19 protein-coding genes are annotated in these 24,125 nt (G+C 72.0%); 16 read left to right on the top strand and 3 right to left on the bottom strand.

Translation table 11 applies throughout. The features are described 5' to 3' along the window. The first annotated feature begins 2 nt into the window (after nt 1-2). Together ACWFR4_RS11930 and ACWFR4_RS11925 are read left to right on the top strand one after the other, a co-directional pair. Entirely contained in the window at nt 3-818 is an 816-nt protein-coding gene (locus ACWFR4_RS11930) for a TlyA family RNA methyltransferase (RefSeq protein WP_453652153.1), read from the top strand. Further along, on the top strand, nt 815-1,720 hold the full coding sequence (locus ACWFR4_RS11925) for an NAD kinase (RefSeq protein ID WP_453652151.1): 906 nt from the start codon (nt 815-817) through the stop codon (nt 1,718-1,720). Before ACWFR4_RS11930 ends, ACWFR4_RS11925 begins: the two co-directional genes overlap by 4 nt. 12 nt (nt 1,721-1,732) lie before the next feature. On the opposite strand, the gene ACWFR4_RS11920 is transcribed toward ACWFR4_RS11925, so the two are convergent. Next, nucleotides 1,733-3,079 (bottom strand): FtsX-like permease family protein, encoded by a 1,347-nt coding sequence (locus ACWFR4_RS11920; protein WP_453652149.1) that lies wholly within the window; start codon nt 3,077-3,079, stop codon nt 1,733-1,735. A gap of 228 nt (nt 3,080-3,307) precedes the next feature. Here ACWFR4_RS11920 and recN point away from each other — a divergent pair, with 228 nt between their 5' ends. The 3 genes from recN (at nt 3,308) to ACWFR4_RS11905 (ending at nt 7,147) form a co-directional block, all read left to right on the top strand. Beyond that, entirely contained in the window at nt 3,308-5,026 is a 1,719-nt protein-coding gene (recN, locus tag ACWFR4_RS11915) for a DNA repair protein RecN (protein WP_453652177.1), read from the top strand. A 6-nt stretch (nt 5,027-5,032) separates the two neighbouring features. Beyond that, nucleotides 5,033-5,812, top strand: coding sequence for a hypothetical protein (locus tag ACWFR4_RS11910; RefSeq protein ID WP_453652147.1), 780 nt, complete (start codon nt 5,033-5,035; stop codon nt 5,810-5,812). Between the two features lie 165 nt (nt 5,813-5,977). Further along, entirely contained in the window at nt 5,978-7,147 is a 1,170-nt protein-coding gene (locus ACWFR4_RS11905) for a glycosyltransferase family 4 protein (protein WP_453652145.1), read from the top strand. Nucleotides 7,148-7,171: 24 nt separating this feature from the next. Here ACWFR4_RS11905 and ACWFR4_RS11900 read toward each other — a convergent pair whose 3' ends face one another. Together ACWFR4_RS11900 and ACWFR4_RS11895 are read right to left on the bottom strand one after the other, a co-directional pair. Further along, entirely contained in the window at nt 7,172-8,842 is a 1,671-nt protein-coding gene (locus ACWFR4_RS11900) for a PucR family transcriptional regulator (RefSeq protein ID WP_453652143.1), read from the bottom strand. Between the two features lie 126 nt (nt 8,843-8,968). After that, complete coding sequence (locus tag ACWFR4_RS11895) at nt 8,969-10,777, bottom strand: glycoside hydrolase family 15 protein (RefSeq protein ID WP_116502887.1); 1,809 nt, start codon at nt 10,775-10,777, stop codon at nt 8,969-8,971. A gap of 458 nt (nt 10,778-11,235) precedes the next feature. On the opposite strand from ACWFR4_RS11895, the gene ACWFR4_RS11890 reads away from it, so the two are divergent. The 11 genes from ACWFR4_RS11890 to ACWFR4_RS11840 all read left to right on the top strand — a co-directional run bounded on the left by ACWFR4_RS11890 (nt 11,236) and on the right by ACWFR4_RS11840 (nt 24,067). Next, the gene (locus ACWFR4_RS11890; protein ID WP_453468213.1) at nt 11,236-12,909 is read left to right on the top strand and encodes a CTP synthase; all 1,674 of its coding nucleotides are present in this window, start codon (nt 11,236-11,238) and stop codon (nt 12,907-12,909) included. Nucleotides 12,910-13,019: 110 nt separating this feature from the next. Next, nucleotides 13,020-13,649 carry an NUDIX domain-containing protein gene (locus tag ACWFR4_RS11885; RefSeq protein ID WP_453468214.1) on the top strand — a complete coding sequence of 210 codons (630 nt, stop codon included), beginning with the start codon at nt 13,020-13,022 and terminating at the stop codon, nt 13,647-13,649. A 181-nt stretch (nt 13,650-13,830) separates the two neighbouring features. Beyond that, the gene (locus tag ACWFR4_RS11880; RefSeq protein WP_453652141.1) at nt 13,831-15,870 is read left to right on the top strand and encodes a tetratricopeptide repeat protein; all 2,040 of its coding nucleotides are present in this window, start codon (nt 13,831-13,833) and stop codon (nt 15,868-15,870) included. A gap of 144 nt (nt 15,871-16,014) precedes the next feature. Then, nucleotides 16,015-17,130: an alanine dehydrogenase gene (gene ald / locus ACWFR4_RS11875; protein WP_383003600.1), complete on the top strand. Its 1,116-nt coding sequence runs from the start codon at nt 16,015-16,017 to the stop codon at nt 17,128-17,130. A 346-nt stretch (nt 17,131-17,476) separates the two neighbouring features. Beyond that, nucleotides 17,477-18,646, top strand: a complete 1,170-nt coding sequence (locus ACWFR4_RS11870) for a ParA family protein (protein ID WP_116502892.1) — start codon at nt 17,477-17,479, stop codon at nt 18,644-18,646. Then, entirely contained in the window at nt 18,631-19,182 is a 552-nt protein-coding gene (locus ACWFR4_RS11865) for a hypothetical protein (RefSeq protein ID WP_453652139.1), read from the top strand. Before ACWFR4_RS11870 ends, ACWFR4_RS11865 begins: the two co-directional genes overlap by 16 nt. A gap of 16 nt (nt 19,183-19,198) precedes the next feature. After that, complete coding sequence (locus ACWFR4_RS11860; RefSeq protein WP_453652137.1) at nt 19,199-20,335, top strand: segregation and condensation protein A; 1,137 nt, start codon at nt 19,199-19,201, stop codon at nt 20,333-20,335. After that, nucleotides 20,332-20,985 (top strand): SMC-Scp complex subunit ScpB, encoded by a 654-nt coding sequence (gene scpB / locus ACWFR4_RS11855; RefSeq protein WP_453652135.1) that lies wholly within the window; start codon nt 20,332-20,334, stop codon nt 20,983-20,985. Before ACWFR4_RS11860 ends, scpB begins: the two co-directional genes overlap by 4 nt. A gap of 12 nt (nt 20,986-20,997) precedes the next feature. Beyond that, complete coding sequence (locus ACWFR4_RS11850) at nt 20,998-22,239, top strand: pseudouridine synthase (protein ID WP_453652133.1); 1,242 nt, start codon at nt 20,998-21,000, stop codon at nt 22,237-22,239. A 95-nt stretch (nt 22,240-22,334) separates the two neighbouring features. Then, complete coding sequence (locus tag ACWFR4_RS11845) at nt 22,335-23,066, top strand: NUDIX domain-containing protein (protein ID WP_453468328.1); 732 nt, start codon at nt 22,335-22,337, stop codon at nt 23,064-23,066. Beyond that, a complete protein-coding gene (locus tag ACWFR4_RS11840) occupies nt 23,063-24,067 on the top strand; it encodes an ADP-ribosylglycohydrolase family protein (protein ID WP_453652131.1) in 1,005 nt (334 codons plus the stop codon). The genes ACWFR4_RS11845 and ACWFR4_RS11840 overlap by 4 nt, the downstream gene beginning before the upstream one ends. Nucleotides 24,068-24,125: the final 58 nt, after the last annotated feature.

Raw genomic sequence — 24,125 nt, 5'->3', positions numbered from 1 at the left:
ACGTGGCAGGAGTGGCACGACGCCGCCTCGACGCCGAGCTCGTCCGCCGGAAGCTCGCCCGCTCGCGCGAGCACGCGAGCCAGCTGATCGCCGCGGGGCGCGTCACGGTCGGCAGGACCACCGCGACCAAGCCCGCCACGCAGGTGGAGACCGCCGCCGCGATCGTGGTCACGCAGGACGACAACGACCCCGACTACGTCTCGCGCGGCGGCCACAAGCTCGCGGGGGCCCTCGCGGCCTTCGTGCCGCAGGGGCTCACCGTCGAGGGACGCCGCGCGCTCGACGCGGGGGCGTCCACGGGCGGGTTCACCGACGTACTGCTGAGGGCCGGCGTCGCCCATGTCGTCGCCGTCGACGTCGGGTACGGGCAACTCGCCTGGTCACTGCAGAGCGATGAACGCGTCACCGTCAAGGACCGTACGAACGTACGCGAGTTGACGCTGGAGGCGATCGATGGAAAACCCGTGGACCTGGTCGTCGGAGACCTGTCCTTCATCCCGCTCGGCCTGGTGCTGCCCGCCCTCGCGCGGTGTGCCGCGCCCGACGCGGACCTGGTGCTCATGGTGAAGCCGCAGTTCGAGATCGGCAAGGACCGCCTCGGCAGCGGCGGAGTCGTGCGCAGCCCGGAACTGCGGGCCGAGACGGTGCGCACGGTGGCCCGGCAGGCGTGGGAACTCGGCCTCGGCGTAAGGGGCGTGACGGCGAGCCCGCTGCCCGGGCCGTCCGGAAACGTCGAGTATTTTCTGTGGCTCCGCGCCGGTGCGCCCGAACTCGACCCGGCGGACGTTGACCGTGCAGTGGCGGAGGGGCCGCGTTGACACAGACTCGAGCTCGAACTGTTTTCCTGCTCGCGCACACCGGGCGGCCCGCCGCCATCCGGAGTGCCGAACTCGTCGTCGAGGGGCTGCTGCGCTGCGGCATCGGCGTACGGGTCCTGGAGTCGGAGGCGGCGGACCTGCCGCTCCCGGCGTCGGTGGAGCTCGTGAAGGAGGCGACTCCGGAGTGCCTCGACGCCTGTGAGCTGCTGGTCGTCCTCGGCGGCGACGGGACTTTGCTGCGCGGCGCGGAGTTCGCCCGCGCCTCCGGAGTCCCGATGCTCGGGGTGAACCTCGGCCGCGTCGGCTTCCTCGCCGAGGCCGAGCGCGACGACCTGGACAAGGTGGTCGACCGCGTCGTCACCAAGGCGTACGAGGTCGAGGAGCGCATGACGATCGACGTCCTCGTGCACAGCAACGGCGATGTCGTGCACCGCGACTGGGCGCTCAACGAGGCCGCCGTGCAGAAGATGTCGGCCGAGCGGATGCTCGAGGTCGTCCTGGAGATCGACGGGCGTCCCGTCACCGGCTTCGGCTGCGACGGCATCGTGTGCGCGACGCCCACCGGCTCCACGGCCTACGCGTTCTCGGCCGGCGGGCCCGTGGTGTGGCCCGAGGTCGAGGCGCTCCTCATGGTGCCGATCAGCGCGCACGCCCTGTTCGCCAAGCCGCTGGTCACCTCGCCGGACTCGGTGCTCGCCGTCGAGGTGCAGCAGCACACCCCGCACGGCGTGCTGTGGTGCGACGGACGGCGGACCGTGGAACTGCCCGCCGGTGCGCGCGTCGAGGTGCGGCGCGGGGCGGTGCCGGTGCGGCTCGCGCGGCTGCATCACGCCTCGTTCACGGACCGTCTTGTCGCCAAGTTCGCGCTGCCCGTCTCCGGCTGGCGCGGGAAGCCCCACTAGGACCGTAGGTGCTCACGTCCGTACGACGGTGATCGCGCGGTGGCGCATCACCGACCGCACCGGGACACCGGTCGCGAGCAGCGCCAGCAGGAGCGTGCCCGCGACCGTCCCGGCGGCCAGGGTCCACGGGACGTACGGCAGCGGCGAGCCGAACGCCGCGTCGAGGATCGGCGCGAGCGTGGCGAGCGCGATCAGGGCGCCGAGCAGCAGCGCCGTACCGGCGACGACGACGGCCTCCCAGGCGGCCATGGAGCGCACCTGGCCGCGCTGGGTGCCGACGATCCGCAGCAGGGCCACGTCCCGGCGCCGCTCGAACGAGATCATGGCGAGCGTGTTGGCGGCGGCTATGGCGGCGAACCCCGCGTACAGCGCCGTACCCATGTAGTCGAGCCACACTTCGCCGGTGCTGCCCGCCGAGCCTGTGCGGTGCTGCGCCGTCGTGTGCAGGGCGACCTTGGTGAGGCCGAAGCCGACGACGAGGACGAGCGGGACGACGGCAGCCGAGAAGCGGCGGGGCTGCGAGCGGACGTTGAGCATCGCGAGCCGCGCACTCGCGCCGAGGCGGCCCACGAGCGCCGAGACCAGCCAGGCCGCGGGGCCCACGATCCGCGGGCCGAGCAGGCCCACCCCCACGCAGAAAAGGATCAGGACGAGGAACGCGCCCTGGCCCGCCCCCTCGGCGTCCTGCCGGGACAGCAGCACCGAGAGGAAGCACGCCCCGGCCACCGCGACCAGGCCGAGCGGCGCCCTGAGCAGACCGAGGCGCCGCCTGCCCGCCGCCGCCTCGGACAGGGCGCGGGCGGGCCGCAGGAGCGAGAACCGCAGCGAAGACAGCAGCGCGGCGACCGTCGACGTCACCACGGCGACCCCGAGGCAGACCGGCAGCGCGGCCCAGCTGAGACGGAACGGCACCCCTGGCGGGATCAGGCCGTGCGTGACCATGCCGGAGAACCAGGCCCTGGCGAGCAGCCCGCCCGCCGCGAAACCCGCGAGCGCCGCGGGGACGGACGCGGCGAGGGCCTGCCTCGCCACCGCGCGGCGCACCTGACGCGGTCGGGCCCCGATGGCGCGTACGAGGGCGAGCTCGCGGTGCTGCTGCGTGACGGCCGTGCCCATCGTCGAGACGACCACGAAAATCGACATGTAGATCGAACCGATGAGGAGGACGGCCGCGATGTCGCCGACGCCGTTCTCCGTGATGCGGTGACGCGCGCCGGCCGGCAGTCCGTCGGTGCCCGTGGCGAGCAGCACCGTCGTCGACGCGCTCACCACCGTCGCCGCGAACAGCGCGGCGACCGCCGTGCCGACGAACGCGGGCCGGTGTGCGCGCAGGGCCGCCCGGGCCAGTCCAGTACTCATGGGATCAAGCGTGCGGGCGCGCGGGGCGCGGGCACCATGCGGCGGGCAGGCCACTCCGGCCGGGGGCTGTCCCCACCCTCACGGGTGACAACGGGTGACAACGCGCGACGGGAGGACCGGACAGAGCCACTCACGACCTGCGATTTCGGTCCGCCGGGAGGGAAGCGGGGCAGGGCCCGTCGCACACATGGCTCCGGACCTCGTAAGGTCGTGTCCGTGTTGGAGGAGATGCGGATACGGTCGCTCGGAGTCATCGACGACGCGGTGGTCGAGCTGTCGCCGGGATTCACCGCCGTGACGGGCGAGACCGGTGCGGGCAAGACGATGGTGGTCACCAGCCTAGGCCTGCTGCTCGGCGGGCGCGCGGACCCCGCCCTCGTACGGATCGGCGCGAAGGCGGCGGTCGTCGAGGGCCGGATCACCGTGCCCGAGGGCACCGCGGCCGTCGTGCGCGCCCAGGAGGCGGGTGCCGAACTCGACGACGGGGCACTGCTCATCAGCCGGACCGTCTCGGCGGAGGGGCGCTCACGGGCGCATCTCGGCGGGCGTTCGGTGCCGGTGGGCATGCTGACCGAGCTCGCCGACGAGCTCGTCGCCGTCCACGGCCAGACCGATCAGCAGGGGCTGCTCAAGCTGTCCCGGCAACGCGGGGCCCTCGACCGGTACGCGGGTGACGCGGTCGCCGTGCCCCTCGCCAAATACCAGGCCGCGTACCGGCGGCTGCGGGCCGTCAGCGCCGAGCTCGACACCATCGTCACGCGCGCGCGTGAACGCGCTCAGGAAGCAGATCTGCTGCGCTTCGGACTCGACGAGATCGCGGCCGTCGAGCCGCGCGCCGGCGAGGACGTCGAGCTGTCGGCGGAGGCCGAGCGGCTCGGTCACGCGGAGGCGCTCGCCTCGGCCGCCTCCGCCGCGCACGCCGCGCTCGCGGGCAACCCCGAGGACCCCGAGGGCGTCGACGCCACCACACTCGTGGGCGGCGCGAACCGCGCGCTCGACGCCGTGCGTTCGCACGACCCGGCCCTGTCCGCGCTCGCCGACCGGATCGGCGAGATCGGCATCCTCCTGTCCGACGTGGCGGGGGAACTCGCCGGATACGCCGACGACCTGGACGCGGACCCGCTGCGGCTCGCGGCGGTCGAGGAGCGGCGGGCCGCGCTGACGCAGCTCACGCGCAAGTACGGGCAGTCCATCGATGAGGTGCTCGCTTGGGCCGAGCAGGGTTCGGCGCGGCTGCTCGAACTCGACGGAGACGACGACCGGGTCGGTGAGCTGACCGCCGAGCGGGACGGCCTCCGCGATGAACTGGGCGTCCTGGCACAGGCGTTGACGGACTCTCGCACGGAAGCGGCGTCACGCTTCGCGGCCGCCGTCACGCAGGAGCTGGCCTCGCTCGCCATGCCCCACGCGCGCGTGTCCTTCGACATCCGCCGCACCGACGACCCGGACGGCGTCGAGCTCGACGGGCGCACGGTCGCGTACGGCCCCTCCGGTGTGGACGAGGTCGAGCTGCTGCTCGCCCCGCACCCCGGCGCCCCGCCGCGGCCGATCGCCAAGGGGGCCTCGGGCGGTGAGCTGTCACGCGTGATGCTCGCCGTGGAGGTCGTGTTCGCCGGGACCGATCCCGTGCCCACGTATCTGTTCGACGAGGTCGACGCGGGTGTCGGCGGCAAGGCGGCCGTGGAGATCGGCAGGCGTCTCGCCAAGCTCGCCAAGTCGGCGCAGGTCGTGGTCGTCACGCACCTTCCGCAGGTGGCGGCGTTCGCCGACCGGCAGCTCCTCGTGGAGAAGACGAACGACGGGACCGTGACCCGGTCCGGCGTCACCGTCCTCGAGGGCGAGGACCGGGTCCGCGAGCTGTCCCGGATGCTGGCGGGCCAGGAGGACTCCGAGACGGCGCGGGCGCACGCGGAGGAACTGCTCGCCACCGCCCGAGCGGACGCGTAACCGCCCATGGAGAAGCGTGTGGTGGGCCGGTTCGCGGCTCTCGCGGCCGGTGCCGTCGTGGCCCGGGCCGGGTACGCGGCGCTACGGCGGGCCAGGCCGGGTGGGTCTGCCCTGTGGGAGCGGACGAACTTCGCGGGCCGGGCGGTCGACCTGTGCGCCGGGCCGGCCGTCGTGGCCGGGGCCGTCGCCGGTGCGGCCGTCGCCACCTCGGGGCCCGATCGCCGGGCCGCCGTCCTGGCCGTGCTCGCCGCGGGGGCGTGCGGCGCGTACGACGACGTGGCGGGCGCCGGTGATCCGCGCAGCGGGTTCCGGGCCCATCTGGCTGCACTGCGCGACGGCGAACTGACCAGTGGGGCCGTGAAGTTGATCGGTATCTCCGCCGCGGGCCTCGTCGCCGGTGCGCTGCTCGAGGAACGGGCCGTGGACAAGGCACTCGCCGGTGTCGTGATCGCCGGCGCGGCGCACTTCGTGAACCTGGTGGACATACGGCCCGGGCGGGCGGCCGCGGCCGTGCTCGCACTCGGGGCGCCCGGACTGCTCAAGGGGGCCGTCGCCGCGGCCCCCATGGGCGCCGTGGCAGCGGTCCTGCCGGAGGATCTCGACGGGCGCACCATGATCGGCGACACCGGGGCGCACGCCCTGGGCGCGGCGCTCGGCGTCGCCGTCGTCGCGGGGAACGGCCGCGCCGGACTCCTCGCGCACGCGGCCGGACTGGTCCTCGCCGCGGCATACGGGGACAAAGTGACCGCACTGGCCCGCGGGGCGGGGTCAGCCCGACGCGCCTGAATTCACGCGTGTGAGTGATCCCGTACGACGTGTTGCCCACTCCGACACGGTCGGGACTCCCGCCCGGTGCCGGAACGCCCGTACGGGCTGGCATCCTTGGCCCAGACCGTTACGGCGCGACATCCCCGCGCGTCCCGCACCGACCGACCCAGGAGTCCCGGCCACGTGAGTCACGTGAGCAGCCAGCCAGCGCACGGCCAGTCGCCTCTGCGCACCGTGCAAGTGCTGGGCGGCGGCAGCGCCGGAAGCAGCACGCACGTCAGGTCGCTGGCCGCCGGGCTCGTCGCCAGGGGGGTGTGCGTCACCGTCTGCGCCCCCGCCGAGGTCGCGCACGTCTACGGCTTCGCGGACGTCGGCGCCCAGCACGTCACCGTGCCCCGCAGCAGCGACCCCGGATCCGTCGCGGCGCTCCGGCTCGCCTGCGCCGACGTCGACCTCGTCCACGCGCACGGGCTGCACGCCGCGCTCCGTGCGTCCCTCGCGCTCAGCGGTCGGACCACGCCCCTCGTCGTCACCTGGCACACCCGCTCCCACGCCGAGGGCGCCCGCGCCCACCTGCTGCGGCTGCTCGAACGGCGCGTGGCGAGGGCCGCGTCCGTGGTGCTCGGCACGTCGTCGGACCTCGTCGAGCGAGCGCGTGTCCGTGGCGCCCGGGACGCCAGGCTGGCCGCGGTCGCCTTCCCGGCGCCGCGCCGGGCCGACTCGTCGGAAGCCGTGCCGGTGCCCGGACCCGAGGGGCCCGAGGACCCGGAGCGACTGCGGCACAAGGCACGGGCCGAACTCGGCTCTGTGGACCGGCCGTTGCTGATGGCCGTAGGCAGTCTCGTCAAGCACCGCGGCTACGGGACGCTGCTGGACGCCGCGCGCACCTGGAGCCACCTCGACCCCGTGCCGCTCCTCGTCATCGCGGGCGAGGGGCCGGAGCGGGGCGCGCTCCAGCGCCGGATCGAGAGCGAGCAGCTGCCCGTACGGCTCGTGGGGCGCCGTGACGACGTATCCGAACTGCTCGCGGCCGCCGATGTGGCTCTGCTGACCAGCAGTTGGGAGTCCCGCTCGATCCTCGCGCAGGAGGCGCTCCACGCGCGCGTACCGCTCGTCGCCACCGACGTCGGCGGCATCCCCGAACTCGTGGGCGACGCGGCGGAACTCGTCCCCTACGGCGACGCGCGCGCCCTCGCCGACGCCGTCACCCGCCTCCTGTCCGACCCCGCGCGCCGCGACCACCTCAAGGAGCGCGGCACGCTGCAGGCGGCATCGTGGCCGACGGAGGACGAGACGGTGGCCCAAGTGCTCAGCGTCTACGACGAGTTGACGGGAGCGCGGCCGCCGGGCTGACCTGACCAAGGGCCGGTGGCACGCTCACCCCACATGCCTGCGCGCCCGCAGCGCCAGGCTCAACGCGAGTACCGTCTGCGGGTCGTCCAGGTCCGTGCCGAGCAACTCTCCTATGCGGGCGAGGCGGTTGTAGAGCGTCTGACGGTTCAGGTGGAGTTCGCGGGCCGTCTCCGCCTTGCGGCCCGCGTGCGCCAGATACGTCTGGAGCGTGGGAAGGAGCGGGGGCTTGGCGCGGCGGTCGTGGGCCTGGAGAGGGCCGATCGCGCGCTCCACGAACGCCGCCAGGTCCGGATGGTCCCGCAGCCGCCACAGCAGCAGGTCGATGTCGAGGCGCCGCGCGTCGTACCAGGGCCGTTCCGACAGACCCTGCGCCGCCGTGGCCGTCTCGGCCGCGTGCCGCAGGCCGGCCGCGGCCGCGGCCCAGCCGCCCGCGCCGCCGACCACGACGACCGGCGGCTGCGTCCCGGCACGCTGCATGCCCGCCCGCTCGACCCCCGCCCGCAGCGCCGCCGCCACCCGGTCCGCGACCGCCGTGCGCTCCGAGTCCGACCGCAGCCCGAGCAGCAAGGGGACGCGCCCCTCGACGGGCCGAACGCCGAGCAGGACCGGAACCCCGACCGCGGCCAGCTCCTCGGCGACCGCCCGGGCGAGCACCGCCCAGCCGCCGCCGGGGGAGAGGCCCACCGAGCCCACCGACGCCTCGGGCAGCCGCATCACGACCGGCAGCAGCGGCCCCTGGCCGACCGGCTTGAACCCGAGGACGCGCGCCTGCGCCGGGGCGTCGTCGGGCGCGATCCGGCCCTCCGCGAGATCCGTGAGGAAGTCGCCGCGGCCGCGCGCCGCCAGCTCCTCCTCCTGGCGGGCCTGCATCAGGACGACGGCGAGGCTGCTCGCCGCCCGTTCCGCCGCGATCCGGTGCACGGGTGCGAGCGGGGCCGCGACCGGCAGCAGGACGAGGCGCGCCCGCACGGACCCGGTGCCCGGCCCGCCGCCCGGCACGTCGACGAGCACGGCCCCGGCCGGCGGCTCGTCCCGGTCGGCGGGCTTGCCGCGCATCCCCTCCCACACCTGGAGCGGGTCGGCGACCTCGGGCTCGCCCCCGGCCGCGTACAGGAGCTGTCCGTCGGCCGTCTCCAGGAACACCGGGTTGCTGCTGAACTCCGCGAGAATACGCAGGACTTGGGGCACTCCGCCGCCGCCGAGCAGGGCCTCCGTACAGCGCCGGTGGACCTCCTCGGCGCGCTGGAGGAGCGCGTAGTGCCCGTTGACGATCTCGGTGTGGACCTCTTCGGTGACCGTCACGAACGGCACCTCGCGGTGCAGCTGCACCAGCGGGAGGCCGGCCGCGCGCGCGGTCTCCACCAGCGCGGCGGGCAGCCGCGCGAAGCGCTGGCCCAGCTCGATGACGAGCGCGGAGATGCCGCGGTCGGCGAGCTTGCGGACGAAGGCCCGCTGCTCGGCGGGGCGCGTACCGATGCCGAACCCGGTGGTCAGGAGCAGCTCGCCGCCCTTGAGGAGCGAGGCGATGTTGGGCACCTCGCCCGCGTGCACCCAGCGCACGGTGCGCTGCAGCCGGTCCCCGCCCGCCACCACTTCCGGGAGCCCGCTGCGCAGACCTGGCAGTTCCAGGGCCCGCTGCACGGTGATGCCGCCCTGGGTGCCGGGCGCGCTGCTGTGGGGGGCCTGAGTGTCCATGGTGCGGACGCTACCTGCGCGCACGTTCCGGGAAAACCTCCGGCCATCAGGCAGGACGCGGCTGACGCCGCCGGCGGCGCGTCCCGCAGGGGAACGCGCCGCCGGAAGGGTGATCAGGAAGCCGCTCTAGCCGCCGTACGCCCCCGAGGCCGTCAGCCGCAGGGCCGTGTCGATCAGCGGAACGTGACTGAACGCCTGCGGGAAGTTGCCGACCTGGCGCTGCAGACGCGAGTCCCATTCCTCCGCGAGCAGCCCCAGGTCGTTGCGCAGCGACAGGAGCTTCTCGAAGAGCGTGCGGGCCTCGTCCACGCGGCCGATCATCGCGAGGTCGTCGGCCATCCAGAACGAGCAGGCGAGGAACGCGCCCTCGTCGCCCTCCAGGCCGTCGACCCCCGCGTCCTCGCCCGTCGTCGGGTAACGCAGGATGAACCCGTCCGGCGTCGAGAGCTCCCGCTGGATCGCCTCGATCGTGCCGATGACGCGCTTGTCGTCGGGCGGCAGGAAGCCCATCTGCGGGATCAGGAGCAGCGAGGCGTCCAGCTCCTTCGAGCCGTACGACTGCGTGAACGTGTTGCGCTCCTTGTCGTAGCCCCGCTCGCACACGTCCCGGTGGATGTCGTCGCGCAGTTCGCGCCACTTCTCCAGCGGCCCGTCGGCGTCACCGGACTCGATGAGCTTGATCGTGCGGTCCACGGCGACCCACGCCATCACCTTCGAGTGGACGAAGTGCCGGCGCGGCCCGCGCACCTCCCAGATGCCCTCGTCCGGCTCGTCCCAGTGCTTCTCCAGGTAGCGGATCAGCTTGAGCTGGAGCAGGGACGCGTAGTCGTTGCGGGTCAGGCCCGTCATGTGTGCCAGGTGCAGCGCCTCGGTGACCTCGCCGTACACGTCGAGCTGGAGCTGGTGCGCCGCGCCGTTGCCGACCCGCACCGGCGCCGAGTTCTCGTAGCCGGGCAGCCAGTCGAGCTCCGCCTCGCCCAGCTCGCGCTCGCCCGCGATCCCATACATGATCTGCAGGTTCTCGGGGTCGCCCGCGACCGCGCGAAGCAGCCAGTCCCGCCAGGCACGGGCCTCCTCGCGGTAGCCGGTGCGGAGCATGGAGGACAGGGTGATCGCCGCGTCGCGCAGCCAGGTGTAGCGGTAGTCCCAGTTGCGGACACCGCCGATCTCCTCCGGCAGCGACGTCGTCGGCGCGGCGACGATGCCGCCGGTCGGCGCGTACGTCAGGGCCTTGAGCGTGATCAGCGAACGGACCACGGCCTCGCGGTAGGGCCCGTGGTACGTACAGTGTTCGACCCACTCGCCCCAGAACTCCTCCGTCGCCTCCAGGGACCCCTCCGGGTCGGGGAGGGCCGGCGGCTTCTGGTGCGAGGGCTGCCACGACAGGGTGAACGCGATCCGGTCACCCGGCGCCACCGTGAAGTCCGAGTACGTCGTCAGGTCCTTGCCGTACGTCTCCGCGGTCGAGTCGAGCCACACGGAGTCGGGACCCGCGACCGCGACCGTACGGCCGTCGACCTTGTGCACCCACGGCACGATCCGCCCGTAGGAGAAACGCATGCGCAGCGCCGAGCGCATCGGGACGCGGCCGCTGATGCCCTCCACGATCCGGATCAGCTGCGGCGCGCCGTCACGCGGCGGCATGAAATCGGTCACGCGGACCGTGCCGCGGGGGGTGTCCCACTCGGATTCGAGGATCAGGGAATCGCCGCGGTACGTCCGGCGTGCCGCGGTCGGCGGCTCGGCCTCCGGCGCGTGCGCCGGTCCCAGCCGCCAGAAGCCGTGTTCCTCGGTGCCGAGCAGGCCGGCGAAAATGGCATGCGAGTCGAAGCGTGGGAGGCACAGCCAGTCGACTGTTCCGTCCCGGCAGACCAGGGCAGCGGTCTGCATGTCTCCGATGAGTGCGTAGTCCTCGATGCGCCCGGCCACGTGCATCTCCAGTCGAACGGCCACGTACGCCCCCGGAAGGGCGATCGCTCTGCGGTCTCTGCGGTCAAGGGTTCGTGTTGGTACGTCGTCGTGAGAAACGAACTGACGAGCTCTTGTTCCGGGAGTAACGGGCGGGGGTAGTGCCGTTTGCCGGCCTGGCTCGGCAGCGAGTGTCCGAGCAGGATACGACGCAGCACAGTGATCCGCGCGCCGGTCCCGGCAACGAAGGTGGGCCGAAAGAGTGAGCGGCGGGTGAGGTTTCGGTGATGCTGTGGTGGCACATGTGCGGAGCGTGGCCGGAAGCAGCCTCGCCCACTCGCTGATACCCTGGTAGCCCGTGGACCGGTGCGCTTCTGCAAGCAGTCGAAGCCCCCGAACCCGCAGCGACGGCACCCCCGGAAATCTCCGGACCAGGCAAGCCGGTACGCATTCCAGACCGCGACCACGGGAGCCCCCTCTTGGCCATGACGCCCAAATCCACGACGACCAAGCACATCTTCGTCACCGGGGGTGTCGCCTCCTCCCTCGGCAAGGGCCTGACGGCCTCCAGCCTGGGTGCGCTCCTCAAGGCGCGTGGTCTGCGGGTCACGATGCAGAAGCTCGACCCGTACCTGAACGTCGACCCCGGCACGATGAACCCGTTCCAGCACGGTGAGGTGTTCGTCACCAACGACGGCGCCGAGACCGACCTGGACATCGGCCACTACGAGCGCTTCCTCGACGTGGATCTGGACGGCACGGCCAACGTCACCACCGGCCAGGTCTACTCCCAGGTGATCGCCAAGGAGCGGCGCGGCGAGTACCTCGGCGACACCGTCCAGGTCATCCCGCACATCACCAACGAGATCAAGCACCGCATCCGCCGTATGGCCACGGACGACGTCGACGTCGTCATCACCGAGGTCGGCGGCACGGTCGGCGACATCGAGTCCCTGCCGTTCCTGGAGACCGTCCGCCAGGTCCGCCACGAGGTCGGCCGCGACAACGTCTTCGTCGTGCACATCTCGCTGCTGCCCTACATCGGCCCCTCCGGCGAGCTGAAGACCAAGCCGACCCAGCACTCGGTCGCCGCCCTGCGCAACATCGGTATCCAGCCGGACGCGATCGTCCTGCGCGCCGACCGCGAGGTGCCCACCGCGATCAAGCGCAAGATCTCCCTGATGTGCGACGTCGACGAGGCGGCCGTCGTCGCGGCCATCGACGCCCCGTCGATCTACGACATCCCGAAGGTCCTGCACACCGAGGGCCTGGACGCCTACGTCGTCCGCAAGCTGGACCTGCCGTTCCGCGACGTGGACTGGACGACCTGGGACGACCTGCTCGACCGCGTCCACAACCCCGACCACGAGATCGTCATGGCACTCGTCGGCAAGTACATCGACCTGCCCGACGCCTACCTGTCGGTGACCGAGGCGCTGCGCGCCGGCGGCTTCGCCAACAAGGCCCGCGTCAAGATCAAGTGGGTCCCGTCCGACGACTGCAAGACCGCGGCCGGTGCCAAGAAGCAGCTCGGCGACGTGGACGCGATCTGCATCCCCGGCGGCTTCGGCGACCGCGGCGTGTCCGGCAAGGTCGGCGCGATCCAGTTCGCCCGCGAGAACAAGATCCCGCTGCTCGGCCTCTGCCTCGGCCTGCAGTGCATCGTGATCGAAGCCGCGCGGAACCTGGCCGACATCCCCGACGCGAACTCCACCGAGTTCGACGCCGCCACCGCGCACCCGGTCATCTCCACGATGGCCGAGCAGCTCGACATCGTCGCCGGTGAGGGCGACATGGGCGGCACCATGCGTCTGGGCATGTACCCGGCGAAGCTCGCCGAGGGCTCCATCGCGCGCGAGGTGTACGACGGCAAGGAGTACGTCGAGGAGCGCCACCGTCACCGCTACGAGGTGAACAACTCCTACCGCGCCGAGCTGGAGAAGAAGGCCGGTCTGCAGTTCTCCGGCACGTCGCCGGACGGCAAGCTCGTGGAGTACGTGGAGTACCCGCGCGAGGTGCACCCTTACCTGGTCGCGACCCAGGCGCACCCCGAGCTCCGCTCCCGCCCGACCCGCCCGCACCCGCTCTTCGCGGGCCTGGTGAAGGCGGCCGTCGAGCGCAAGACCGGCGCCGCGGCGAACGGCAAGAAGGCCAAGTAAACCGTGTAGGACATGGGTTGTACGGTTGCCGGGGTACGCGCCTTTTGGGGTGCGTGCCCCGGTTTCTGTTGCCCCGGTTTCTTTTTATGCGCGTAGGAGGACCTGTCGACATGACGACGATCAAGGACACCGCCGAGGAGTGGGAGGTCCGGGCGACCGAGACCCCCTTCGTCGGGAACAAGACCTCTGTGCGCACCGACGACGTGGTCATGCCCGACGGCTCGGTCGTTCGCCGCGACTACCAGGTCCACCCCGGCTCCGTCGCCGTCCTCGCCCTCGACGACCAGGGCCGCGTCCTGATCCTCAAGCAGTACCGCCACCCCGTGCGGCACAAGCTCTGGGAGATCCCGGCCGGACTCCTCGACATCCCCGGCGAGAACCCGCTGCACGCGGCCCAGCGCGAGCTCTACGAGGAGGCGCACGTCAAGGCGGAGGACTGGCGCGTCCTCACCGACGTCTACACGACCCCTGGCGGCTGCTCCGAGGCCGTCCGCATCTTCCTGGCCCGCGACCTGTCCGAGGCGGAGGGTGAGCGCTTCGAGGTGGAGGACGAGGAGGCCGACATGGAGCTGGCCCGCGTCCCCCTGGAGGAGCTCGTACGCGGTGTGCTGGCCGGCGAGCTGCACAACAACTGCCTGGTGGTGGGAGCGCTCGCGCTGACCGCCGTGCGGGCCGGTGGCGGCGTGGAGTCGCTGCGGCCGGCCGAGGCGCCCTGGCCCGCCCGGCCGTTCGAGGCGTAGGTACGGGCTGTGCACCGGAGGGGCTGATTCCCATCGGCCCCTCCGGTCACACCATCCGCTGATCCGATTGAGGGACATCCCCGCGCCGCCCGTCAGGGAACGCCGTTCCGCCTGAACTAGGCTCTGAAAGCGTCCCGCCCGAACCCCGGCGGGTTCGGCGCAGGTGGACGGAGCGTGGCCCGTGACGGATCAGGCGGTCGAACCGAAGGACGGACTGAAGGACAGTCAGTTCCTGGGCCGCAGCCGTGAGTTGAAGGAACTGCGCGCCGATATCGAGCGCGCGGGACTCGACACGATCGCCGGGCGCAAAGCGCCACGCGCGCGCGTCCTGCTCATCGCGGGCCGCCCGGGATCCGGTCGCACCGCGCTCGCCGAGGAACTCCTGGGCCAGGTCGCCGCCGACTACCCGGACGGCATCCTGCGGACCCGCCTCACCGCCCCGGACGGCACCCGCGTCCCCACCGAACGCACCGCCCGCGAACTCCTCGACACTCTCGATCTGCCGGCGCCCCCCGGCGAGGACGAGGACGACCTCGCCGAACGGCTGCGCGAAGGGCTCTCCGTCCGCAGGTACGTGCTGTTCCTCGACGACGCGGCGGACGCCGAACAGGTCGACCCGCTGCTCCCCGAAACCCCCGACTGCCTGGTCGTCGCCGTGTCCGAGGGGCCACTGACCGGAATCTCCGACGTGCGGCCCTGCACACTCGGCGGCCTCGACACGAAATCCGCCCTGGAGTTGCTCGGCCGGCACACCGGATCGGTCCGCATCACCGTCGACCCGCGCTCCGCGGAGTCCCTCGTCGAGGAGTGCGGGGCGCAGCCCGCGGCGCTGATGCTGGCAGGCGGCTGGCTCGCCGTCCGCCCCAAGGAGGCCGTGGCGGACCTGGCCAAGCAGCTGCACGCCCAGGCCGACGACGGGCCCGCGCTCGCCCGCGTCTTCCAGCACGCCTACGCGTCTCTGCCGGTGCCCGCCGCCCGGATACTGCGCTACCTGTCCCTCGCCCCCGAGGGTCACGTCGACCCGCACACCGCGTCCGCGCTGGCCGGCTGCTCCGTCTCCGCCGCGCAGACCACCCTCGACGACTTCACCGTGCTCGGCCTGGTCGGGCGGATCGACTCGGAGTTGCCGCAGTACGAGGTGCCCGGCTGCCTGATGCCGCTTCTGCGCGGCCTGACCGAGACCCACGACCGGCCCGGCGAGGTGCAGCTCGCCCGCGCCCGGATGCTGGAGCGCACGGTGCGGCTGCTCCAGTCCTGCCGTGCGATCACCGAACCGGACGGCTCGCCCGCCCGCAAGAAGCTCGCGGGGCTGCCCCGCGCCCTGCGTTTCCCGAGCCCCGCGGCGGGCGCCGAGTGGCTGCGGGTCCGGCGGCCCGCGCTTCTGGCCGCCGCCCGCCTCGCCGTCGCCGACGGGGAGCTCGACACCCTGGCCAGGCGCCTGATGGCGGCCCTGACGCGGGCCCTGGCCGCGTACGTCGGCACCGAGGCCGCCGCCTCCGACCTCTACGGCATCCACCGCCTCGTCCTCGACGTCGCCGAGCGCAGGAACCTGCCCCGCGAGAAGGCCGCGGCCCTTCTGAACCTCGCCGACCTCGACGCGCGGACCGGCCGCACCCGGGAGGCACTCACCCGCTACCGGGCCGCTCTGGACGCCGGACGCGAAGCCAGGGACCCGTACGCGACCGGCCGCGCGATGGAATCCGTAGGCGGCACGTACCAGGAGCTGGGGGACTGGCACCGGGCCGCCGACTGGTACGGACGCGCCCTCGCCCAGCGGCTCACCCGCGGCGAGCGCGCCGACGCCGCGCGGCTGCACGGCCGCATCGGCACGGTGAACACCTACGCGGGCCGCTACGGCGACGCGCTGCGCAGCTGGCGCTCGGCCGCCGCCGGCTACCGCAAGGAGGGCGATGTCGCAGCTCAGGCGCGGGCGTTGAGCGAGATGGCGCGTGTCCAGGAGTACTCGGGCCGGCCCGCGGAGTCGCTGCGCACCTGCCATGAAGCGGTCGAGTGGGCGCGCCAGGCCAAGGACGTGCGGCTGCAGGCCGCGTTGCAGCTCCGCCTGGCCGACACGCTCGACCGGCTCGGCGACCCCGCGGCCGCGAAGCTGCACCGTGGTGCGGCCGAGCGCATGCTGGGAGAGGAGCTACCGATCGAAGGAATGTCTCCAGAACAGGGTGCTGATGCCTACGAAATCCGTAGTGCATCCAAAGAAGATTGATGCTTTGAAAGGCTAGACAGCTAGAAATCCTTCATTAGACTGGCTCCGCCGCGTACTTCCGTGGCGTTTCCCGGTGCGCCCCCAAGCGCACGGGTATGTAGTGCATTGCCCGAGAAATCCCTGAGCCAAGGACCGTGATCGACGATGAAGGTCGGCATCCCCCGCGAGGTCAAGAACAACGAGTTCCGGGTGGCCATCACCCCCGCCGGTGTGCACGAGCTCGTGCGCAACGGCCACCAGGTCTTCGTCGAGCAGAACGCCGGTGTCGGCTCCTCGATCACGGACGACGAGTACGTCTCGGCCGGTGCGCAGATCCTCGGCACCGCCGACGAGGTCTGGGCCACCGCTGACCTGCTCCTGAAGGTCAAGGAGCCGATCGCGGAGGAGTACCACCGCCTCCGCAAGGACCAGACGCTCTTCACCTACCTGCACCTCGCCGCCTCCAAGGAGTGCACGGACGCGCTCCTGGAGTCCGGCACCACCGCCATCGCCTACGAGACGGTCGAGACCGCGAACCGCGCGCTCCCGCTGCTCGCCCCGATGTCCGAGGTCGCGGGCCGTCTGGCCCCGCAGGTCGGCGCGTACCACCTGATGGCCGCCAACGGCGGCCGCGGTGTCCTGCCGGGCGGTGTCCCGGGCGTGCTCGCCGCCAGGGCCGTCGTCATCGGCGGCGGCGTCTCCGGCTGGAACGCCGCGCAGATCGCCATCGGCATGGGCTTCCACGTGACCCTGCTCGACCGCGACATCAACAAGCTCAAGGAAGCCGACAAGATCTTCGGTACGAAGATCCAGACCGTCGTCTCCAACGCCTTCGAGCTCGAGAAGGCGTGCCTCGAGGCCGACCTCGTCATCGGTGCCGTCCTCATCCCGGGCGCCAAGGCCCCGAAGCTGGTCACCAACGAGCTCGTCTCCCGGATGAAGCCGGGAAGTGTCCTTGTCGACATCGCGATCGACCAGGGCGGCTGCTTCGAGGACTCGCACCCGACGACGCACGCCGAGCCGACCTTCCCGGTCCACAACTCGGTCTTCTACTGCGTCGCCAACATGCCCGGCGCCGTGCCCAACACGTCGACGTACGCGCTGACGAACGCCACGCTGCCGTACATCGTCGAGCTCGCGAACCGCGGCTGGGTCGAGGCGCTGCGCCGCGACCCGGCGCTCGCTCTGGGCCTCAACACCCATGACGGCAAGGTCGTTTACCGTGAGGTCGCCGAGTCCCACGGCCTCGAGTACACCGAGCTGGAGTCCCTGCTCGGCTGACGTCGACGACTCTTCGACCACTTTCGTCAACGGAAGTCGTCAATCTCACGCCAGCGGCCGGACCTTGTGAGGGGTCCGGCCGTATGCGTATCACTTGGGCATCAATACGGACTTGGTCAACTCGCCTCGAACGTAACCCTTTAACCGATTCGCGCACCCGCGAAACGCTTCGAACCGACGCCGTGCACCCTTGACACAAGGGTGTTCCGTTGCCGACACATCGGGCCGGGTCCGGCGGATTGTGTTGCTGCGGAGCGGTGACACGCCATAGAGTCGCCAACCGTCGGCATGGTGCCACGCTGACCTATCTAGAAGTTTCCTGGTCACCAAGGAGGTAAGACGACTTGTGAATGAGTCGACATTTACTCCCGGGGGTGGTCAACCAGGAACGGTTGCGAGGGAGCAAGGTCCCGCGGGGCTCGAGGCTGTCGGCTCCGTCGCGGTCCGTACCTTTGCCGCCCGTCAGAGCAGCCCCCTGCAGACGCAGACAGCACCCCAGAGCATGGATGGCCATCACGTGAACGCCATGGCCGGCGACCGAAGTGGCGAACGCTCCCACTTCGCCGACTACGACGAACTGCCCGAGGGGCACTTCTACGACCCCGACGCCGAGTACGAGCCGGACCCCGAGTACGCGGCCACGCTCGCGCCCGACGCTGCCCGTCAGCGCCGCGAGCGCGTCGGCCCGACCGGGCGCCCGCTCCCGTACTTCCCGATCCCAGGCCCGCTGACCGACCACGGCCCCGCGAAGATCATCGCGATGTGCAACCAGAAGGGCGGCGTCGGCAAGACCACGTCGACCATCAACCTGGGTGCCGCGCTCGCGGAGTACGGACGCCGGGTCCTGCTCGTCGACTTCGACCCGCAGGGCGCGCTCTCGGTCGGTCTCGGCGTGAACCCGATGGAACTCGACCTGACGGTCTACAACCTGCTCATGGAGCGGGGCATGGCCGCGGACGAGGTCCTCCTGAAGACCGCGGTTCCGAACATGGACCTGCTGCCGAGCAACATCGACCTGTCCGCCGCCGAGGTGCAGTTGGTGAGCGAGGTCGCGCGCGAGTCAACGCTCCAGCGGGCGTTGAAGCCGCTGATGGCCGACTACGACTACATCGTGATCGACTGTCAGCCCTCGCTCGGCCTGCTCACCGTGAACGCCCTGACGGCGGCTCACAAGGTGATCGTGCCCCTCGAGTGCGAGTTCTTCGCGCTGCGCGGCGTCGCGCTCCTCACGGAGACGATCGAGAAGGTCCAGGAGCGGCTCAACCCCGACCTGGAGCTCGACGGCATCCTCGCCACGATGTACGACTCCCGCACGGTGCACAGCCGTGAGGTGCTCGCGCGCGTGGTCGAGGCGTTCGACGATCACGTCTACCACACCGTGATCGGCCGGACCGTGCGCTTCCCGGAGACCACAGTCGCCGGTGAGCCGATCACGACGTACGCCTCCAACTCGGTCGGCGCGGCCGCCTATCGCCAGCTCGCCAGGGAGGTGCTCGCCCGGTGTCACGCCGAGTGAGTCTGCCGGGGGCCGACGAACTGTTCCGTACGACCGGGGGAATGGGGCTCCAGGCCTCCTCCCCGAGGCGCCCGGCCAACGGCGAGGCGCGGGTGCCCGCACCGGCGGGTGAGAGCGACGCCGTCGCCGCCGAGGAGAAGCAGCGCGGCGCGGGCGGCGAGAGCGCCGAACACGCGGCGGCGGACGACGAGTCGGGCGAGTCCCGCAGCCGCGCCACCGAGGGCGACAAGCCCGCGGGGCGCCGCCCGCCGCAGGGGCAGGAAGGCTCTGCCCCCGCGGGGTCGTCGCGCAAGCGTTCCCGGGCGGCCGCCAACCGGCGGCCCAGCGGGCGTGAGCGCCACGACGAGAAGATCACGGTGTACGTCTCCGCCGAGGAGCTGATGGACCTCGAGCACGCGCGCCTCGTGCTCCGCGGGGAGCACGGGCTCGCCGTGGACCGCGGCCGCATCGTCCGCGAAGCGGTCGCCGTGGTGCTCGCCGACCTGGAATCGCGCGGAGACGCGAGCATTCTCGTACGCCGACTGCGCGGGCGGTAGCGGTAACGTCCGCCTGATGCCCGCGAACGACGACGACTCCTCCACGCCCGGCCGGGGCGCGCGGCGACGCGCGCTGGGCCGGGGCCCGGGGGCGACGCGCCTACCGGGGCCGGGGGTAGTTCCTGAGCCGGAGCTCGTCCCTGAGCCGGAGCTCGTTCCCGAGGCGGAGGCCGTTCCTGAGCCAGAGCTCGTTCCTGAGCCAGAACTTGGAGCGCCGGCAGAGCTCGTGGCTGTGCCGGATCCGGGGCCTCAGGAGCCGCCGGACTCCGACCCGGGACCCGAACTTGAGCAGCCTGTGCCCGATGACGGGCGGTTCAAGGTGCGGCTGGCCAACTTCGAGGGGCCCTTCGATCTGCTCCTCCAACTGATCTCCAGGCACAAGCTGGACGTCACCGAGGTCGCGCTCTCCAAAGTGACCGACGAGTTCATGGTGCACATCCGCGCCATGGGGCCCGAGTGGGATCTCGACCAGACCACCGAGTTCCTCGTCGTCGCCGCCACGCTGCTCGATCTCAAGGCCGCCCGGCTGCTGCCGACCGCCGAGGTCGAGGACGAGGCCGACCTCGCGCTCCTCGAGGCGCGTGACCTCCTGTTCGCCCGGCTGCTCCAGTACCGCGCGTACAAGAAGATCGCCGACATCTTCAGCGAGCGGCTCGACGAGGAGGCGCGGCGTTACCCGCGGACCGTCGGTCTGGAGCCGCACCACGCCGAGCTGCTGCCGGAAGTCGTCATCAGCATCGGGGCGGAAGGATTCGCCCGGCTCGCCGTGAAGGCGATGCAGCCCAGGCCGAAGCCCCAGGTGTACGTCGACCACATTCACGCCCCGCTGGTCAGCGTGCGCGAGCAGGCCGGGCTCGTAGTGGCGCGGCTGCGGGAACTGGGCGAGGCGAGTTTCCGGGTGCTGGTGGAGGACACCGACGACACCCTGACGGTCGTGGCCCGCTTCCTGGCGCTCCTCGAGCTGTACCGGGAGAAGGTCGTCAGCCTGGAGCAGGAGGAGGCCCTCGGGGAGCTTCTCGTGCGCTGGACCGGTGGGGAGAGCGACGGGGAGCCGACCGTCACGGACGAGTTCGACAGGCCTCCCGAGCCGGCCGACAAAGACGGTGAAGAGACAAAGGCCGAGCGGGGCGGGGTGGAGGAGAAGCAGTCATGACGGGCACGAGTGGGCAGGAAGCCGTCGCCGGGGCCGACCGGGTCGTCGAGCTGGATCTCGGGCCGGCCCTGGAGGCCGTACTGATGGTCGTCGACGAGCCCGCGACCGAGGAGCACCTCGCGAAGGTCCTGGACCGGCCGCGCAGGGCCGTGGCGGACGCCTTGCGGGCCCTGGCGGACGAGTACACGGTCCAGGGCCGCGGATTCGAGCTGAGGCTCGTGGCGGGCGGCTGGCGGTTCTACACCCGGCCGCAGTACGCGGCGGCGGTCGAACGCTTCGTGCTCGACGGGCAGCAGGCCCGGCTCACGCAGGCGGCTCTGGAGACCCTCGCGGTCGTCGCGTACCGCCAGCCGGTGAGCCGATCGCGGGTCTCCGCCGTGCGCGGAGTGAACTGTGACGGCGTGATGCGGACCCTCCTCCAGAGGGGCCTCGTCGAGGAGGCGGGCGCGGAACCCGAAACAAGTGCGATCCTGTACAGGACGACGAACTACTTTCTGGAGCGGATGGGCCTGCGCGGCCTGGACGAGCTCCCGGAACTCGCGCCCTTCCTTCCGGAGGCGGACGCGATCGAGGCCGAGACGCAGGAAGGGGTCCCGTCGTTCGACCCGGACGCACCCGATGCGCCGGGTTACGAGGACGCAGACGACTAGACGGAACTTTTGATGCGAAGCAGCAGCAGCGGCAGGAACAGCAGCGGAAACAACGGCGGGAGCCGTGGTGGCAACAGCGGCGGCCGCGGCAGCAGCGGTGGCGGTCGCGGCGGCAGCGGTGGTGGCCGCGGCGGCAGCGGCGGCAGCAGCGGTGGCGGTCGCGGCGGCAGCGGTGGTGGCCGCGGCGGCAGCGGCGGCAGCAGCGGTGGCGGTCGCGGGAACTACCGCGGTGCCGGCAACGACCGGGACGACAAGCAGGGCCGGCCGAGCAAGCCGCGTCCCGAGGAGCGGCGCTACGACGTGAGCCCCGCCGACGGCGGCGGCGCGCCGAAGAGGGGCCGGGGCGCGGCAGCGCGCGGCGGCGCCAAGGGCGGCCCCCGCGCCTCCCAGGGCACCGGCGCCCGCGGCAGCGGTCGCAGCGGCGCCCCGGGGACCTCGCGGGAGTACGACGCCCGGCAGGAGGAGCGCAACCGCGACCGTTACGCGGGCAGGCCGGACATCAAGACCCCCAAGACCTTCCCGGGCGCCGAGCAGGAGGGTGAGCGGCTCCAGAAGGTGCTCGCGCGGGCCGGTTACGGCTCCCGGCGCGCCTGCGAGGAGCTCGTCGAGCAGGCTCGGGTCGAGGTCAACGGCCAGATCGTGCTCGAGCAGGGGCTGCGCGTCGACACCGAGAACGACGAGATCAAGGTCGACGGTCTGACCGTGGCGACCCAGTCGTACCAGTTCTTCGCGCTGAACAAGCCGGCCGGTGTCGTCTCCACCATGGAGGACCCCGACGGCCGCCAGTGCCTGGGTGACTACACGAACAACCGCGAGACGCGGCTGTTCCACGTCGGGCGGCTCGACACCGAGACCGAGGGCATCATCCTGCTCACCAACCACGGAGAGCTGGCCCACCGCCTCACCCATCCCAAGTACGGCGTGAAGAAGACCTACCTCGCGCACATCGTGGGCCCGATCCCGCGCGACCTGGGCAAGCAGCTCAAGGACGGCATCCAGCTGGAGGACGGGTACGCGAAGGCGGACCACTTCCGCGTCGTCGAGCAGACCGGCAAGAACTACCTGGTCGAGGTCACCCTGCACGAGGGCCGCAAGCACATCGTGCGCCGCATGCTCGCGGAGGCCGGGTTCCCGGTCGACAAGCTGGTGCGGGTGTCCTTCGGGCCGATCGCGCTGGGCGACCAGAAGTCGGGCTGGCTGCGGCGCCTGTCCAACACCGAGGTCGGCATGCTGATGCAGGACGTCGACCTCTAGAAGCACCTGGGCACCCGGCCCCGGCAGGGGCCTGGCTCTTGTGTGTGCCACCCCCCTCTCTTTATAGTCGGTGAGACCATAAAGAGAGGGGGGTGGTGTGCGTGCAGGGCTATGACAAGTACGCCTTCGAGCCCTTCGCCGTCGCCGTCGATCTGGCCGTCTTCACGATCCGGGACGGCGCGCTGAGGGTGCTGCTCGTCGAGCGGGGGCAGGACCCGTACGCGGGACGTCTGGCGCTGCCCGGCGGTTTCGTCCTGCCCGACGAGTCCGCGGAGACGGCGGCGGCGCGCGAACTGGCCGAGGAGACCGGCCTGTCCGACGTCACCGGACTGCACCTGGAACAGCTGCGCACCTACAGCGACCCGGACCGCGACCCCCGGATGCGGGTCGTCTCCGTCGCGTTCGCGGCCCTCGTGCCCGACCCGCCCGAGGTGCGCGGGGGCGGTGACGCCGCCCGCGCGGACTGGCTGCCGTACCGCACGGGCGCGTACGGCCCGCTCGCCTTCGACCACGACCGGATCCTCACCGACGCGCACGATCGCGTCGGCGCCGGCATCGAGAACACCTGCCTGGCCACGGCCTTCTGCCCGCCCGAGTTCACCCTCGGCGAGCTGCGGAGGGTCTACGAAGCGGTGTGGGGCGCCGGGCTCGACCCCGCGAACTTCCGGCGCAAGGTCCTCGCCACCCCCGGCTTCGTCGAACCGGTGCACGGTGCCGCCCGGCTCACCGGCGGCCGCGGCAAGCCCGCCGCGCTCTACAAGGCAGGGCCCGCCACCGCCCTGCACCCGCCCCTGCTCAGGCCCCCCGCGGAAGGACGACCCTCATGAAGAAGCGTGCGGCGACCGGCTCCCTCGTCGGGCTCGCCCTGGGGGACGCGCTCGGCTTCCCGACCGAGTTCAACGACGTGCCGTCGATCCTCGCCAAGTGCGGGCCCTGGCGGCAGATGGCCCTGCCCGAGCCCGCGATCGTCACCGACGACACCCAGATGACGCTCGCCCTGGGGCGCGGCCTGCGCACCGCGATGGACCGCGGCGTGCTCGCGCCGATGGGCATGACGCGGCCCGTGCGTGAGGAGTTCATCGACTGGTACCAGTCGCCGGAGAACAACCGCGCCCCCGGCAACACCTGCCTCCAGGCCTGCTACCTCCTCAAGACCGGCAAGCCCTGGCAGGAGGCCAGCCGCATCGGGTCCAAGGGCTGCGGCGCCAACATGCGCGTCGCGCCGGTCGGCCTGGTCCCCGGCCTCAGTGACGAACAGCGCGCGGGCGCCGCCCAGTTGCAGTCCGGACTCACCCACGGACACCCCACGGCCCTCGCCGCGTCCGACCTCACCGCGCATGCCGTCCACCTCCTCGCCCAGGGCGCCGAGCCGGCCGGACTCGTCGGGATGCTGCGCTCGTACGCGTACGAGAACCGGCAGAAGTACCACGCGCCGTGGCTCGGCGACCTGTGGGCGCACGCCGCCGACCCGAGCCCGGAGCACTTCATCGCGCGCGGCTGGGACGACTGCCTGGCCGTGCTCGAACGGCTTCAGGAGGCGCTGCGCTCGCCGTCGCCGGAGACCGACCCGTGCCTGGCCACCGGGGCGGGCTGGATCGCCGAGGAGGCGCTCGCCACGGGCCTGCTCTGCTTCCTGCTCTTCGTCGAAGAACCCGTCACCGCCCTGCGCCGCGCCGCCTGTACCTCGGGCGACTCGGACTCGATCGCCTGCCTCACGGGGGCGTTCGCCGGGGCGTACCTGGGCGACGAGGTGTGGCCTGCAGACTGGTCGGAACGGATCGAGTACCGCAGCGACCTGCTGTCGCTCGGGGCGCTCTGGGACGTGTGATCGACGACGATGTGCCGGACGGGGGCCTGGTCCGTGCGTCGTCTTCGGCGAACCTCAG

Source organism: Streptomyces sp. NPDC055140 (genome assembly GCF_053607285.1).
This window is presented reverse-complemented; position numbering and strand designations above follow the sequence as displayed.